This window comes from Streptomyces rubellus (assembly GCF_036323805.1).
Taxonomy (GTDB): Bacteria; Actinomycetota; Actinomycetes; order Streptomycetales; family Streptomycetaceae; genus Streptomyces.
The window spans coordinates 163,657-177,643 of record NZ_JAZDCX010000014.1 but is presented as its reverse complement, the minus strand read 5'-3'; the positions used below and the strand labels follow the sequence as shown (position 1 = coordinate 177,643).

15 protein-coding genes and 1 pseudogene are annotated in these 13,987 nt (G+C 74.4%); 8 read left to right on the top strand and 8 right to left on the bottom strand.

Annotated elements, in window-relative coordinates; genetic code table 11:
• The first annotated feature begins 9 nt into the window (after positions 1 to 9).
• Positions 10 to 366, top strand: coding sequence for a VOC family protein (locus V1L54_RS18315; protein ID WP_330119110.1), 357 nt, complete (start codon positions 10 to 12; stop codon positions 364 to 366).
• A 40-nt stretch (positions 367 to 406) separates the two neighbouring features.
• On the opposite strand, the gene V1L54_RS18310 is transcribed toward V1L54_RS18315, so the two are convergent.
• Together V1L54_RS18310 and V1L54_RS18305 are read right to left on the bottom strand one after the other, a co-directional pair.
• Positions 407 to 1,384: a TIGR03557 family F420-dependent LLM class oxidoreductase gene (locus V1L54_RS18310; RefSeq protein WP_330119109.1), complete on the bottom strand. Its 978-nt coding sequence runs from the start codon at positions 1,382 to 1,384 to the stop codon at positions 407 to 409.
• Positions 1,385 to 1,477: 93 nt separating this feature from the next.
• Complete coding sequence (locus V1L54_RS18305; protein ID WP_330119108.1) at positions 1,478 to 1,933, bottom strand: tellurite resistance TerB family protein; 456 nt, start codon at positions 1,931 to 1,933, stop codon at positions 1,478 to 1,480.
• A gap of 669 nt (positions 1,934 to 2,602) precedes the next feature.
• Between V1L54_RS18305 and V1L54_RS18300 the strand changes: the two genes are divergently transcribed.
• From V1L54_RS18300 to V1L54_RS18290, 3 genes are all read left to right on the top strand, one after another.
• Positions 2,603 to 4,102, top strand: coding sequence for a glycoside hydrolase family 10 protein (locus V1L54_RS18300; RefSeq protein WP_330119107.1), 1,500 nt, complete (start codon positions 2,603 to 2,605; stop codon positions 4,100 to 4,102).
• Between the two features lie 173 nt (positions 4,103 to 4,275).
• Positions 4,276 to 4,485, top strand: a complete 210-nt coding sequence (locus V1L54_RS18295) for a hypothetical protein (RefSeq protein WP_330119106.1) — start codon at positions 4,276 to 4,278, stop codon at positions 4,483 to 4,485.
• Positions 4,486 to 4,618: 133 nt separating this feature from the next.
• Positions 4,619 to 5,098 carry a VOC family protein gene (locus tag V1L54_RS18290; protein WP_330119105.1) on the top strand — a complete coding sequence of 160 codons (480 nt, stop codon included), beginning with the start codon at positions 4,619 to 4,621 and terminating at the stop codon, positions 5,096 to 5,098.
• Between the two features lie 38 nt (positions 5,099 to 5,136).
• On the opposite strand, the gene V1L54_RS18285 is transcribed toward V1L54_RS18290, so the two are convergent.
• The 4 genes and pseudogenes from V1L54_RS18285 to V1L54_RS18270 all read right to left on the bottom strand — a co-directional run bounded on the left by V1L54_RS18285 (position 5,137) and on the right by V1L54_RS18270 (position 8,673).
• On the bottom strand, positions 5,137 to 5,787 hold the full coding sequence (locus V1L54_RS18285) for a methyltransferase domain-containing protein (protein WP_330119104.1): 651 nt from the start codon (positions 5,785 to 5,787) through the stop codon (positions 5,137 to 5,139).
• A 355-nt stretch (positions 5,788 to 6,142) separates the two neighbouring features.
• Entirely contained in the window at positions 6,143 to 6,724 is a 582-nt protein-coding gene (locus V1L54_RS18280; protein WP_330119103.1) for a tyrosine-type recombinase/integrase, read from the bottom strand.
• A 112-nt stretch (positions 6,725 to 6,836) separates the two neighbouring features.
• Positions 6,837 to 7,454 (bottom strand): annotated as a pseudogene (locus V1L54_RS18275) (helix-turn-helix domain-containing protein); the annotation flags it as partial.
• A 172-nt stretch (positions 7,455 to 7,626) separates the two neighbouring features.
• Positions 7,627 to 8,673, bottom strand: coding sequence for an NAD(P)-dependent alcohol dehydrogenase (locus tag V1L54_RS18270; protein ID WP_330119133.1), 1,047 nt, complete (start codon positions 8,671 to 8,673; stop codon positions 7,627 to 7,629).
• Positions 8,674 to 8,858: 185 nt separating this feature from the next.
• Between V1L54_RS18270 and V1L54_RS18265 the strand changes: the two genes are divergently transcribed.
• Entirely contained in the window at positions 8,859 to 9,146 is a 288-nt protein-coding gene (locus V1L54_RS18265) for a metal-sensitive transcriptional regulator (RefSeq protein ID WP_330119102.1), read from the top strand.
• 127 nt (positions 9,147 to 9,273) lie between these two features.
• Positions 9,274 to 9,669: a DUF302 domain-containing protein gene (locus V1L54_RS18260; RefSeq protein WP_330119101.1), complete on the top strand. Its 396-nt coding sequence runs from the start codon at positions 9,274 to 9,276 to the stop codon at positions 9,667 to 9,669.
• Positions 9,670 to 9,690: 21 nt separating this feature from the next.
• Here V1L54_RS18260 and V1L54_RS18255 read toward each other — a convergent pair whose 3' ends face one another.
• A complete protein-coding gene (locus V1L54_RS18255; RefSeq protein WP_330119100.1) occupies positions 9,691 to 9,840 on the bottom strand; it encodes a hypothetical protein in 150 nt (49 codons plus the stop codon).
• A gap of 403 nt (positions 9,841 to 10,243) precedes the next feature.
• Positions 10,244 to 11,431, bottom strand: a complete 1,188-nt coding sequence (locus V1L54_RS18250) for a lactonase family protein (RefSeq protein ID WP_330119099.1) — start codon at positions 11,429 to 11,431, stop codon at positions 10,244 to 10,246.
• Positions 11,432 to 11,671: 240 nt separating this feature from the next.
• Here V1L54_RS18250 and V1L54_RS18245 point away from each other — a divergent pair, with 240 nt between their 5' ends.
• On the top strand, positions 11,672 to 12,553 hold the full coding sequence (locus V1L54_RS18245; RefSeq protein ID WP_330119098.1) for a hypothetical protein: 882 nt from the start codon (positions 11,672 to 11,674) through the stop codon (positions 12,551 to 12,553).
• Positions 12,554 to 12,860: 307 nt separating this feature from the next.
• Positions 12,861 to 13,754: a phosphorothioated DNA-binding restriction endonuclease gene (locus tag V1L54_RS18240; protein ID WP_330119097.1), complete on the top strand. Its 894-nt coding sequence runs from the start codon at positions 12,861 to 12,863 to the stop codon at positions 13,752 to 13,754.
• The last annotated feature ends 233 nt before the right edge of the window (positions 13,755 to 13,987 follow it).

The window sequence follows — 13,987 nt, the reverse complement described above, 5'->3', positions numbered from 1 at the left end:
GCTCCGGGCATGGCACTGGAATGGGAGCAGGTGGCGGTGGACTCGGCGGACCCGGCGGCGCTGGGGCGCTGGTGGGCGGAGGCCCTGGGCTGGGTGGTGGTGAACGACTCGCCCGAGGAGTACGAGATCCGGCCCGCACCCGACCGCCTGCCGGGACTGCTCTTCGGCCCGGTCCCGGAGGGCAAGACGGTCAAGAACCGGCTGCACCTGGACTTCCGGCCCGACGACCGGGACGCCGAGGTGGCCCGGCTGCTGGCCCTCGGTGCCCGCCGCGCCGACGTGGGGCAGAGCGGTACGGAGTCCTGGGTCGTCCTGGCCGATCCGGAGGGCAACGAGTTCTGCGTGCTGGGCCCGCGGCGCCCCTGAGGGCGCCGCGGATCCCCACACCACGGCCCCCGCCCCCGCCTCACTCCCCCGTACCGTCCGGGGCGAGCCCGCGGAGCCGCCCGGCCAGCTCCTCCTGGAAGAAGTCGAGGAAGCCGTCCGGGTCCGGGCCAGCGTTCATCAGCACCAGCCGGTCGAAGCCCGCGTCGGTGTACTGCCGGGCCACCTCGGTGAACCGGTCGGGGTCGGGGCCGCAGGCGAACTGCCCCAGGACGTCCTCCTCGCGGACGGTGGTGGTGGCGGCCTCGAAGTTGACCGGGTTGGGCAGTTCGCTCATCACCTTCCACCCGGTCAGGGCCCACCGGGTCGTCTCCAGCACGGCCCGCGCCGCGGTGTGCTCGTCGGGTGCCCAGGCCACGGGCACCTCGGCGTAGCCGGGCCCCTTGCCGCCCGCCCGGCGGTAGTGCCGGACGATCTCCTCCTTGGGCTCGGTGGCGAACAGGCCGTCGCCGAACTCGGCGGCCAGCCGCGCCGACGGCTCCCCGCTGGCGGCCACCGCGATCAGCGGCGGCTCCTCGGGCAGGTCGAAGACCCGCGCGTCCTCCAGGCGCAGGTGCTTCCCCTCGTAGGAGCGGTATCCGCCCTGCCACAGCAGCCGGATGATCTCCAGCGCCTCGCGGAGCATCTCGTGGCGCACGCTCACCGCCGGGAAGCCGCGCCCGACGACATGCTCGTTGAGCCGCTCCCCGGAGCCGACACCCAGGGTGAACCGCCCCTCGGAGAGCAGCGCCAGCGTCGCGGCCGCCTGGGCGATGATCGCCGGGTGGTAGCGCACGGTCGGGCAGGTCACCCCGGTCGCCAGTCCGATGCGCTCGGTCCGCGCGGCGATGGTGCCCAGGACCGTCCAGGCGAACGGTGAGTGGCCCTGGTCGTCGAGCCACGGGTGGTAGTGGTCGCTGATCTCCACGAAGTCGAATCCGGCCCGCTCCGCGCGGACCGCCTGCCGGACGAGTTCGGCGGGGCCGAACGCCTCGGCCGCCAGTTTGTAGCCGATCTGCATGTGTCCCTCACGTCGGTTGGTCGTGCGGCTCGGAGTGCCCGCCGCGCACGGCGCGAAACGGGCCCGGCGGGGGGACGCGCGGTGGCCGGACGGTCAGAGGTCGAACTCGTGCAGGGGCAGGTCCAGGACATGGCAGGCGTCACGCACCACGACCCGCTCCACATGGTCGAAGTGACCGTCCGCACCGCCGATGACGATGCCGATCTGGACGACGGCGCGGGCCTCCACCGGCTTCTTCCGGGCCTTGGCGATCTCCCGCAGGGCCTCGGCCCTGGCGCGCTCGGGGTCGGCGGCGAGCCGGTCCAGCCAGTCGTCGAAGAGGGCCCGCAGGTCCTCGGCGGGAAAGTTCCTCAGCACCTCGTTGTGTTCGATCAGATAGCCGACCCGGCGGCGCTCGGCCGGGTCGATGACGCCGTCCGCCGCGGCGACGAGCGCGCACATGGCCACGCCGGCGTCCCGGAAGGCACCGCCCCTGAGTTCGTTCTTCCGCTCCTCGAGCTGGGCCTGCATCGCCTGGGCGGATTCCTTGAGACGGTCCCACAGGGCCATCGACACACTCTCCGTACATCACTGGGTTCCGGACCGCGTGTCACGGCCCGGTCGTCCGCTGGGTGGGTGGAGCACCGGCGGCGCGCGTGCCGGGCTCCGGGGACCATCGTGCCCTGTCGGCTCCCCGGCCGGCGGACCGGCCGGGGCTACCGGATCCTTTTGTGGCACCGCCCGGGTGTGGAAGGCGGATCCCTGGGAACGCGCACGGTACGGCCGCGCCACGATGTCCCCCCTCCCCCTCGTCGTCGGCGCGGCCGCGTGACGTCCCGGCCCGGGTGACCGACCGCCTCTTCGCGTCGTCCCGTGGTGCTGGCGAGTCCGGCGCGAAGGCCCGCCGTCGCCCATTAACCGGTTTCAGAAAAGGCCCCGGAACTTCCGACACGTCACGCCGCAATCAACCGGTGCATCTCCCCCGGCATCCCGGCCGTTCACCCTGACCGGGTCCCAACTCGGGGAAAAGTTACGGAAGTTGGCTCCGGAATTTTTCCGGAAAGAAACGTTGACGGTCAGTGTCGCACCGCGCATACTCCACATCGATCGTTGCCGATCGCCCGGATCCGCCGCCCGGCTCCCCGTACGGGTCGCGGATCCGGAGAGCCGCGAATGGCACACCCCACCCGCCCGTGGATCCCCCCATGTGCTCCGCAGGGCAAGGACGAAGGGAAAGCAATGGTCGACACCCCCCACACCCCGGCGGACCCCAGACGGGCCCGGAGGCGCCCGCGGTCCGCGCTGCGCAACGCGGTGGTCCTGGGCGCGGGCCTGGCGATGGCCGCCGCGGGCACCCTCACCGCACTGTCCGGTTCGGCCAGCGCCGCCAGCACCCTGGGAGCCTCGGCGGCCGAGCAGGGCCGCTACTTCGGCACCGCGATCGCCGCCAACCGCATGGGCGAGTCGGACTACATGAACGTCCTCAACCGGGAGTTCAACTCCATCACGGCCGAGAACGAGATGAAGTGGAACGCGCTGGAGCCCTCCCGCAACTCGTTCAACTTCTCCACCGCCGACCGGATCGCCAACCACGCCCGCAGCCAGGGCATGATGCTGCGCGGCCACACCCTGGTGTGGCACTCCCAGCTGCCGAGCTGGGTCAGCGGCCTGTCCGCGAACGACATGCGCTCGGCGATGAACAACCACATCAACCGGGTGATGGGCCAGTACCGGGGCCAGGTCCACTCCTGGGACGTGGTCAACGAGGCCTTCGCGGACGGCTCCGGCGGCGGCCGCCGCAGCGAGTCCCCCTTCCAGCAGCGGCTCGGCGACGGCTACATCGAGGAGGCCTTCCGCACCGCGCGGGCCGCCGACCCGAACGCCAAGCTCTGCTACAACGACTACAACATCGACAACTGGAGCCACGCCAAGACGCAGGGCGTGTACCGCATGGTCCGCGACTTCGTCTCGCGCGGCGTGCCGATCGACTGCGTCGGCCTCCAGGGCCACTTCAACAGCGGCAACCCGGTGCCCAGCAACTTCCAGACCACCCTGCAGAGCTTCGCGGACCTCGGGGTGGACGTCCAGATCACCGAGCTGGACATCGCCGGCTCCGGCACCCAGCAGGCCAACGACTACCGCACGGTGGTCCAGGCCTGCCTGAACGTCGCGCGCTGCACCGGCATCACCGTGTGGGGCGTGACGGACAAGTACTCCTGGCGTTCGGGTGACACCCCGCTGCTGTTCGACGGCAACTACAACAAGAAGCAGGCGTACAACACCGTCCTGGAGGTGCTGAACAACGGCACCGGAACCACCGCCGGAGGCACCACCAACGGCGGGACCACCGCCGGGAACAACGGCGGTACGACTGCCGGGAACAACGGCGGTGGTGACAACGGTGGGACGACCGCCGGGAACAACGGCGGGAGCGGCAACGCCACCTGTACGGCCACCCTGGAGGAGTCGCAGCGCTGGGGCGACCGCTTCAACGTCCAGGCCACCGTGCGGGCCGGTTCCACCTCCATCAGCAACTGGACGGTGAACCTCCAGCTCAACGGCGGACAGTCGATCCAGAACTCCTGGAGCGCCTCCTTCTCCACCAGCGGCAGCAACATGACCGTGCGGCCCAGCGGCAACGGCACACTGGCGGCGGGAGCCTCCACCGGCTTCGGCTTCACCGTGATGGCCAACGGCAACTGGAACCTGCCCCGCGTGGTGGGCTGCACCGCCTCCTAGCAGCACCTCGCACGACCAGCCCGTCCCCGGTGGCGCGGCGGCTTCGAGCCGCCGCGCCACCGGCGCGTCGGCCGGGGGACGGCGGCGCGGCCGCACAGCCCAGCCCCCGTCCAGCGGCACCCGCCCGGCGCCGGTCCGGTTCCGGGCCGGGCGCGGTGGTCTACCGTGCCACCGTGAGAACGCACCGGTGGCACGTGGCCCTTTCCTGGGGGGTGTGGTGGGCGGCCCTCACCGCAGCCTTCTGGCTGCTGGGCAGGGCCGTGGACCAGCCCGCCGGGCCGGCGGGGGGCGCGGCGACCGCCGTCCTGGCGATCGCCGTGGGCGAGACCGGCGACCGGCTGCGGCGACGCCGGGCCGCGCGCCGGCGCGGCACCCGCGTATGACCTCACCGTGCGCCCGCCGCGCCCGCCGCCGGTGCCGGCGTCCGGCCACGAGCGGCACGAGCGATGAGTCCCGGCGGTCCGGCCGGTCCACCCCTGTGGAACGTCCGACACCGGCACCCCGGGAGAGCACACCATGAACCCCACCAAGAAGATCACGACCTGCCTGTGGTTCGACGGCCGGGCAGAGGAGGCCGCCGAGTTCTACACCTCCCTGTTCCCCGGCTCCCGGATCACGGGCGTCGAGCGCTACACCGAGGCCGGTCCGGGCGAGCCCGGCTCGGCCGCGCTGGTCACCTTCGAGCTCGGCGGGCAGCGGTTCAGCGCGCTCAACGGCGGCCCGGAGTTCACCTTCTCCGAGGCCGTCTCGCTCTCGGTCGACTGCGCCGACCAGCGGGAGGTGGACGAGCTGTGGGCCAGGCTCACCGACGGCGGTGAGGAGTCGCAGTGCGGCTGGCTGAAGGACCGCTACGGGCTGTCCTGGCAGATCGTCCCCAGGGAGCTCGTCGAGCTGGTCACCGACCCCGACCCGGACGTGGCCGCGCGGGCCACCAGGGCCATGCTCGGCATGAAGAAGATCGACGTGCGGGCGCTGCGGGAGGCAGTCGGACGGTGAGGCCGCCGGACGGGTGCGGCCGCGGGCGCGCGCGGCGCTCAGCGGACGGCCGGGCGCCGCAGCCGCACCAGGGCGTCGACGGCCTCCGCCGGCTCGCCGTCCGGCCCGGTGGCCGGACGGCGGACCCGCTCGGCGCGCACCGTCTCCAGGCCCGGGCCGGGCCCCTGGCCCGCGGTGGCGCCGAGGGCGTCGGCCAGTACGTCCTCGGGGGTGAACAGCACCTCGGGGTCCTGCGGTCCGCCGACGCCCTCGGTGAGGTTCACGCTGTCGTGCCCGACGACGAGCAGGGTGCCCCCGGCGGCCACGGCGCGTGCCGCCCGGCGCAGCACCGTACGGCGCCGGCCGGCGGGAAGGTGCAGGTAGACCACCAGCACCAGGTCGTACCCACCGGGCTCGGGCCGGTACCCGGTCAGGTCCGCCACCACCCAGGTGACGCGGTCGGCGGCCCCGGCGGGCTGCCGGGCCGCGAGCCGCCGGCCGCGCTCCAGCGCGACGGCCGAGAAGTCCACGGCGGTCACCCGCCAGCCCCGGGCCGCCAGCCAGACGGCGTTGCGCCCCTCCCCCGCCGCCAGGTCCAGCGCCCGCCCGGGCACCAGGCCGCCGGTCTCCCGGGCCACCCAGCGGTTGGGCTCCTCGCCCCAGACCAGCTCGGTCGCCGCGTACCGCTCGTCCCATGCCCGGCTGTCCACGTCCGCCGCCTCCCTCGCGCTCCGCCCGGCCTGCGCGGTCGCCGGACCCGCCAGGTCCGGTCCGCTGTCCCGGGCCAGTGTGCCGGAGTCCCCCGCGGAGCGGTTCCGCCGCGCCGTACCGCCCCCTCCCGCCTTCCGGGAACAGCGGGTTCCCGGGCCCGGGGGAACGGAGCGCACCGGCCGACAGGGAAAGGCCCCGGCCCCGGCCGAGACGGGGGAGACTCGGCCGGGGCCGGGGCATGCGGGAACACCGGGACCATGCGGTCCACCGGCGGCATCCGCATCCGTTTCAACGGTAAAGCATCCCCCGCCCGTTCACCGCACCGGGGGTACTCACCGGTACGTCTGCCGCCCGTCAGTGCCCGGCGGCCTCGCTCCAGACCCGGCGGAGCTGTTCGAACCGGGTGGGCAGCGGCGGCCGCCGCCCGGCGTGGGCGGCGTTGACGCGGTGGACGAAACGGCGCCAGGACAGCACCAGGCCCTGCCGGGTGATGGGCAGCCCGGCCGCGACCGTGACTCCGTTGTCATGGGTGTGGTGCACCGTCAGCAGCAGCGCCTGGGGCACCGAACCCTCCAGTTCCGCGCACAGGTCGGCGCGGACGTCCAGCCAGCGGCGCAGCACCAGTACCGTGCCCGCGTCCAGCGCGTGGCGCCGCGGCACGCGGTGCTTGCCGTGTTCGACGTCCACCCGGCCCGTCCCCAGGTCCAGCGAGCGCACGGTGCAGCGCAGCAGGTCCCCGTAACGGGCACCGGTGGCCCTGGCCAGGCCCACCACCACCGCCAGCCGTACCGTCTCCGGCCGGGCCCCCTCCTCCATCGCCTGGGAGGCCAGCGTCCGCCACACCCACTCGGCCTCCTCGGGTGACACGGTCGGTCTCGGGTACCGCTCCCTGCCCGTTCCGTCCGCCCTCTTCGCCGCGTCTCCCGCCGTCGTCACCGCTTCCCCCTTTTGCTGGGTGCTTGGCACATTATTTTTCACACCATACCGCCCGCGCCCCGGTTGGGGGACGCGGGCGGTGTGCGGTGCCGGCGGCCGGTCAGCCGGTGCGGATCCGGCGTCCGGTGACGCGGTCGGGCCGGATGATCACCCACTGGTCACGGTCGCCGCCCGCCCAGGGTTCGCTGGGGGCCAGCTCGGCCAGCCGTGCGGCCTCCTTCGGGGAGGCGGTCCGGGCGGGCCCGACGGCGAGTACGCTCCAGCCCCGCCGCATGGCCTCGTCCACCTGGTCGACCTCGAAGGCCACCTCGTGGCCCACGGCCGCGGCCGTGGCGGCGCCGGGCGCGGTGCGGAAGGCGATCCCGGCGTCGAAGACCAGATAGTTCACCGGCACGATGGCGGGCCCGTCGGATGTCGTCACCGCGACGCGTCCCACGCCGTGGGAGGAGAGCCGGGCGCGGCAGTCCTCGGGACCGAGTTCGACGAGCCGGGGGTGGTGCGCCGCCGGACCGCGGCCCGGCGGCAGGTCGGTGCCACCGCCGCGCAGCCAGTCGACGGAGGTCTCCAGCGCGGCGGCCAGTCTCAGGAGCGCGGGCCCGGACGGGGAGGCCGGGTGCTCCTCCAGGTACGTCAGGTAGCCCGGCGCCATGCCGGCCCGGGTCGCCGTCTCCTCACGGGTCAGTCCGAGCCGTTCGCGCTGGAGGGCCAGGCGCCGGCCGATGTCACCGGGGCCGGCGGATTCGTGGTCTGCCCTGTGGGTCACGGCCACCGCCTCCTTCGTCGGGTGCGGGCCTCACCTGGTGCGGGTACCCGCCGGCACCCGGCCCATGGCGGGCGGAAACCCCTTCCTCCGCGGGCCGCGGCACGGGACGGCGGGCGGTGCGGGACGGTGACCGCGCGGGTCACTCCTCCGGCACCAGGACGGCCCGGCCGGCGATCAGGCCGTCGCGCAGCCGCTGGTAGACCTCGTCGGCCTCCCGCAGCGGGAAGACCTCCACATGCGGGCGGATACGGCCGGCACGGGCGAGGGCGACGACCTCGGCCAGTTCCGGCCGGGTGCCCCAGTAGGGGATCGACACCGACGCCTCCCACGGCAGGGTGCCGTACCGCACCGGCAGGGTGCCGCCCGCCAGGCCGACGACGGTGACGTCGGACTCCGGGGCGGCGACCGCGGCGGCGGTGGCCAGGGTGGGGTCGGCGCCGACGCAGTCGAGCACGAGGGCGGCGCCCAGTCCGCCGGTCAGCTCCCGGATGCGTTCGGCGGCCCCCTCCCCGGCGGGCACGCAGTGGTCGGCGCCCGCTCCGGCGGCCAGGTCGAGCTTCTCGGCCGAGAGGTCGACGGCGACGACCTCGGCGGCGCACAGCGCCTTGAGCAGCTGGACGGCCATGTGTCCCAGGCCGCCGACGCCGATCACCACCGCCGTGCTGCCGGGGACGAGCCGGTGCAGGGAGCGCTTGATCGCGTGGTACGGGGTCAGTGCCGCGTCGGTCAGCGGTGCGGCCTGGCGCGGGTCGAGGCCGTCGAGCGGCGCCAGCAGCCGGCGCGATGGAACGATCATGTACTCGGCCATGCCGCCGTCCGCGCCCAGTCCGCCGCCGGCGGCGCCGAGCTCGGCGGCGCGGCGGCAGTAGTTCTCCGCGCCGCGGGCGCAGGAGGGGCAGACTCCGCAGCCCCAGGGGCCGTAGACCAGCACCGCGTCGCCCTCCTCCAGGCCCGGCGTCCGCGCGCCCGGTCCCAGGGTGTGGATCCATCCGGCGGTCTCGTGGCCCAGGGTGAAGGGCAGTCCGTAGGGCAGGGTCCCGGCGGGCCACTCCATCACGTGCAGGTCGGAGTGGCACACCCCCGCCCCGGCCACCTTGATCAGGACCTCTCCGGGGCCCGGTTCGGGCACGGGGATCCGGACGGCCTCCGGGGGCTTCTGCCAGGCCGTCATCCGTACCGCTGTCATCTGGGACATCCGTTTCCTCCCATCGGTCGGTGCCGTAGCGGCCGTGGACCTCCCGCGGTACCCCGGCAGCGGCACGGGACACACCGCCTGAGCACCGGACACGGCCGGCGGGAAACCGCCGGGGTTGCGCCATCCGGGTGAGACCGGCGGTTAAGGTACCCGGTGGGGTATCGAGAGGAGTTGCCGTGGAACTGGCGATGGCGGCCGACGAACTCAGGGCCGTGGTCAACCGGCTGCGCCGGGCGCAGGGCCAGATCGCCGGAGTGATCAGGATGATAGAGGAGGGGCGGGACTGCGAGGAGGTGGTCACCCAGCTGGCCGCGGCCTCCCGCGCACTGGACAGGGCCGGCTTCGCGATCATCGCCACCGGGTTGCAGCAGTGCCTGGCCGAGGACGGCCAGGGGGACGACAAGGCGGTGGACCGGGAGCGGATGCGGGCCCGGCTGGAGAAGCTCTTCCTGTCCCTGGCCTGATGCCCCGGCCCGCCCGGTGAGCGGGCCGGCGGCGTCCGGGTAGCCGCCCCTGCCGGGGGTACCCGCCCGGGTATCCGGGGACGAGAGCCCGGAACCACCGCACGGCACCGCACCCCGGGAGTCAGAGATGGGTTACGACCGCACCGTCCGGGTGGACGGCGACTTCGGCACCACCGTGGCCGCCGTCCGCGAGGCCCTGGCCGACCAGGGCTTCGGCGTCCTCACCGAGATCGACGTCACCGCCACTCTCAAGGCCAAGCTGGACCAGGACATGGAGGACTACCTGATCCTGGGGGCCTGCAACCCCCGGCTCGCCCACCGGGCGCTGGAGGCCGACCGCGACATCGGGCTGCTGCTCCCGTGCAACGTGGTCGTCCGGCGCGACGGCGACACCACCGTCGTCCAGGCCCTGGATCCGGGCACCATGGTCACCCTCACCGGCCTGCCCGCGCTGGAGCCGGTCGCCGCCGAGGCCACCCGCCGTCTGGACGCGGCCCTGGCGGCCCTGAGCGGATCCGGCTGATCCGGCGGGCGGGCCCGGTGGTCAGCCGGACTCCCACTCCCACCCCGGGGCCCGGAACCAGCGCTCCCCCTTCTCGACGAGATGGGAGGCGTAGAGCCGCCCCACGAACGGTCGTCCCCGGAAGAAGGCCACCCGCCGCCGCCCGGCGTCGGCGACGACAGGGCGCGCCATCCGGGCGAACCGGGCCCGCTGCCCCGGCCCGCCCACCGCAGCGCGGCCGGCTCGACCCGCCCGCCCACCAGGACGGGGAAGACCGCCACCCCGGTCTGCGCTCCCAGCGGCAGACCGCCCTTGCGTTTCCGGGCCCGGTCCAGCGCCTGGCGGGTGAAGGACTCGACGACCGGGACGGTGATCTCGGGAACGGCGGCGGCGAAGGTGAACAGGTGCAGCCTGGTCGCCAGCCAGGAGAGCCGGAAGTCCGCCCGCCTGCCGGTGAGAACGGGCATGTCCGCCCAGTCCTCCCGGCGCGGGTCGCAGCCGTCGGCCGCCAGCCGGCTCTCCAGCCAGGCCAGGTACTCCCGTGTGTGCTCCCGCACCGCCGCTCCCTTCCCGGTCGGGTGACCCGCCACCGGTTTCAGGGCGTACCCGCCGCCACCGGCAGTACGCACACCGCCTGCGGGAAGGCCAGCGGCTCCCCGGCCGGCGCCAGCACGCCGCTGTCGGGGTCCCGCCGGAAGGCGGCGACGGTGCCGGTGGCCTGGTTGGCGGCGAACAGCAGCGTCTGGGTGGGGCCGAAGGCCAGGTGGCGCGGTGAGCTCCCGCCGCTGGGGTGGTGGGAGACGGGGCGCAGCACCGTCTCGTCGGCGGCGTCCACGGCCAGGACGGCGACGAGGTCGTGGCCGCGGTTGGACGCGTACACGAAGCGGCCGTCCGCCGAGACCAGCACCTCGGCGGCGGTGGTGCCGGCCGGTTCGGCGCCCTCGGGCAGGAAGGGGACGGTGGCGACCGGGGTGAGGGCGGCCCGGCGGGCGTCGTAGCCGCACACGGTGATCGTGGAGTCCAGCTCGCCCAGGACGTAGACGGTGCGGCCGGACGGGGAAAGGGCCAGATGGCGCGGGCCGGAGCCGGGCGGCATCGGTGCCCGGCTGCCGTCGGTGAGTTCGCCGGTGCGGGCGTCGAAGCGGTGCACGTGGACGGTGTCGGTGCCCAGGTCGGCGGTGAGCAGCCGGTCCCCGGCGGGGTCGGGCAGCACCATGTGGGCGTGCGGCCCGTCCTGCCGCTCCGGATGGGGGCCGGAGCCGGTGTAGCCCAGCACCTGGACCGGGTCGCCCGGGACGCCGTCCCGGTCCAGCGGCAGGACGGCGACCGTGCCGGAGGTGTAGTTGGCGGTGAACAGGTGGCGCCCGCCGGGGTGGACGGCCAGATGGCACGGATGGTCACCGCCGGCGGCGGCCTCGCCCAGTTGCTCCGCCACGGTGCCGTCCGCGGCGAGCGCGAAGGCGGACACCCGGCCGTCGGTGGTCTCGTTGACCGCGTACAGCACCCGGCCGGTGGGTGACAGCGCCAGGAAGGAGGGGTCCGCGGTGGGGACGACCGTCTCCAGCGTCAGGGCGCCGGTGGCGGCGTCACCGCTCGCCACGCCGATGCCGTGGGCGGTGTCGGTGCCGGTGTAGGCGCCCAGGTAGACGCGTAACCCGCCGTCGGACCGGCCGCCGGGACGGGCGTGTGCGGCGGCGTGGGGGGCGAGCGCCGCTCCCGCGGCGGTCGCGCCGAGGAGGGTCAGGGCCGTACGCCGGGTCGGGTGCCTGTGCCGTTCCGTCATCTTTCCTCCATGCGTGGTCCGGGAAGCGCTGCCGTGCGCACCCCGTACGGAACCACCACCGGGACCCGGCGGGGAAGAGGACACGCCCCCTGCCCGGTGCCGTCTGCCGGGGGTGGGTCCATTCACCGTGGGCGACTCCTGGTGCCGGGCGGCGGGTTGCCGTAGGGTGCCGGGCGACCGTGCTGGGAGCGCTCCCAGCACGGTCCGCACACCCTCCGGCCTCACCCGATGGAGACCTCCATGCGCTCTCCCCTGTCCCTCTCCTCCCCCGCACGCCGGTTACCGCGCCTGCTCGGTGCCCTCGCCCTGGCCTGCGCCACCGCGGTGGCCGCCACCGGTGCCGCCGCCCCCGCGCACGAGCGCCCCGGCCACCGCCCGCACGACAACTGCCCCGCCGACACCGCCGGTACGGCGCTGCTGTTCTGCGAGGACTTCGATGACCTGCCGCGCGGCGCGGGCACCAGCCTGGACTGGGGCGTGGACACCCGGCACGGGATGCTCTCCGTCGAGCGCGAGCACGGCCGCCACGGGGAGCGGCGGGGCGGACCCGACCCGGACCAGGTGCTGCGGGTGCGCACCGAGGGCAACGGATACGCCTTCCTGGAGGTCGACGACTTCTCCGCCCCGGGCAACAGCTTCTTCGGCCGGATGCGGGTGAAGGCCGACGCCTTCCCCACCGCACCCGACTGGGCCCACTTCACCCTGGTCGAGGCCACCGGCCGCGGCGACGGCAGCGTGGTGCGGCCGATCGGCGGCCAGTACGTCCCCACCGTCGGCGACGGTGTGCAGCTGTGGGGCATCGGCTCCGACGGCGGCCCGACCGGCGACTGGACCGACTGGCGCGAGTCCGCCCCGGCCGAGGCCGGGAGGTGGACGTGCCTGGAGTGGGAGATGGACGCCTCGGACAACCGCGTGGCGGTGTGGATCGACGGCGAGCCCCAGCCGGACATGACCGTCACCACCACCCGGCACGGCGGCAACCCGGTGGACTTCGTCTTCCCCGAGTTCGACACCGTCCGCGTCGGCTGGCAGCTCTACCAGGGCGACCCCACCCCCGGCTCCTACGACCTGCGCCTGGACGACCTGGCGCTGTCCACCGAACGCGTCGGCTGCGGCCGCTGACCGGCGCGCCCCGGCCGGGGCGCGCCGCACCAGCCGGGCGTCCGCGCGGAGGTCACCCGGGAGCGTGCCCGTCGCGGTGGCGGTGCAGGACACCCCGTACGGATCGAGAAGATCTGACAGAGCCCCCGCGCCTGCCCCCGGCAAGAGCCCCGGAGGCCGACGTTTCCGCCGGTTACGACTCCCATCCGGGGAAAGCCCTTCAACCGGGTGCCGCGAAATCGTGTCCTGCCGGGGCGCGGCGGAACACCTGCTCCGTGTTCTTCCCCTCCGGCTGCCGGACAGAAGGGCCCGCCTACGATCAGTCGTCATGAACTGGCTGGAGCGGACCGCGAACCTGAGGCAGTGGACCCGGGGCGGAATCCGCGCCCCGCACAAGCCGCTGCTGCTCCTGTACGCCCTCGGCCGGTTCCAGGAGGACGCGGAGGGCGGCCTGCGCTACAGCGCCGTGGAGCGGGACCTGGAACGGCTGCTGGCCGAGTACGGCCCGCCGAACAGGACGACGCCCGCCTACCCTTTCCACTACCTGGTCAGCGACGGTGTGTGGGAGGTGCGCACCGATCACGGGCCCGGCAGCCCGGGAAACGGAGTGCGGCAACTGCGGAGGACGGGTGCCACCGGACGGCTCGCACCGGAGCTGAGAGCGGCGCTGCGGCGCGAGCCGGCACTGCTCGGCAGGATCGCTCGCTCGCTGCTCGATCTGCACTTCCCGCCGTCCCTCCACGGCGAGCTGTGCGAGGCCGTCGGCCTGGACCTGGAGCCGGCGGGGACCGGGTACCTCCCGGCGGCGCGCAGGCAGCGGGACCGGCGGATGCGGGAACTGGTACTGGCCGCCTACGAACACCGGTGCGCGTTCTGCGGTTACGACGGCAGGCTCGGCCCGGTGCCGGTCGGGCTGGAGGCCGCCCATGTGCGCTGGTGGGCGTTCGACGGCCCCGACGAGGTCGAGAACGGGCTGTGCCTGTGCTCGCTGCACCACAAGCTCTTCGACAAGGGCGTCCTCGGGGTGGGCGAGGATCATCGCGTCCTGGTCTCGCAGCGCTTCGCCGGCCACAGCCCCGCCGCCCGCGAGTACGTCACGGCCCTCTCGGGCCGTCCGCTCCTCGGCCCGCGGTCCGGCACGCGTCCTGTCGCGGCCGCGCACCGCGACTGGCACCTCCGTCAGGTCTTCCGCGGCGAGCCACGACCCGCCACGGCTTCCTGACCGCCGAACGCGCCGTCGGCACGGCGCGCCCCCGATCCCGAAACCGCCCCCGGCCACGCGACACACGACGCGCGGTCCCGCCGGGTGGCACGGCTGCCGGCCAGGGCCGGCAGGACGGACCCGGCCGTACGGGCCTCCCGCCCACGGACCGATGCAGGGACCCGGCGCCGGTGCCCCGGAACGCCGGTCCGCCGGGCGCCCGTGGTTCGGGGCACCCGGCGGACCGGTTCAGG

Excerpts from the sequence above, each read along its gene's own strand:
- V1L54_RS18315 (WP_330119110.1), top strand. The coding sequence starts at position 10 with ATGGCACTGGAATGGGAGCAGGTGGCGGTGGACTCGGCGGACCCGGCG.
- V1L54_RS18310 (WP_330119109.1), bottom strand. The coding sequence starts at position 1,384 with ATGCAGATCGGCTACAAACTGGCGGCCGAGGCGTTCGGCCCCGCCGAA.
- V1L54_RS18305 (WP_330119108.1), bottom strand. The coding sequence starts at position 1,933 with ATGGCCCTGTGGGACCGTCTCAAGGAATCCGCCCAGGCGATGCAGGCC.
- V1L54_RS18300 (WP_330119107.1), top strand. The coding sequence starts at position 2,603 with ATGGTCGACACCCCCCACACCCCGGCGGACCCCAGACGGGCCCGGAGG.
- V1L54_RS18290 (WP_330119105.1), top strand. The coding sequence starts at position 4,619 with ATGAACCCCACCAAGAAGATCACGACCTGCCTGTGGTTCGACGGCCGG.
- V1L54_RS18270 (WP_330119133.1), bottom strand. The coding sequence starts at position 8,673 with ATGACAGCGGTACGGATGACGGCCTGGCAGAAGCCCCCGGAGGCCGTC.
- V1L54_RS18260 (WP_330119101.1), top strand. The coding sequence starts at position 9,274 with ATGGGTTACGACCGCACCGTCCGGGTGGACGGCGACTTCGGCACCACC.
- V1L54_RS18255 (WP_330119100.1), bottom strand. The coding sequence starts at position 9,840 with ATGGCGCGCCCTGTCGTCGCCGACGCCGGGCGGCGGCGGGTGGCCTTC.
- V1L54_RS18250 (WP_330119099.1), bottom strand. The coding sequence starts at position 11,431 with ATGACGGAACGGCACAGGCACCCGACCCGGCGTACGGCCCTGACCCTC.
- V1L54_RS18245 (WP_330119098.1), top strand. The coding sequence starts at position 11,672 with ATGCGCTCTCCCCTGTCCCTCTCCTCCCCCGCACGCCGGTTACCGCGC.
- V1L54_RS18240 (WP_330119097.1), top strand. The coding sequence starts at position 12,861 with ATGAACTGGCTGGAGCGGACCGCGAACCTGAGGCAGTGGACCCGGGGC.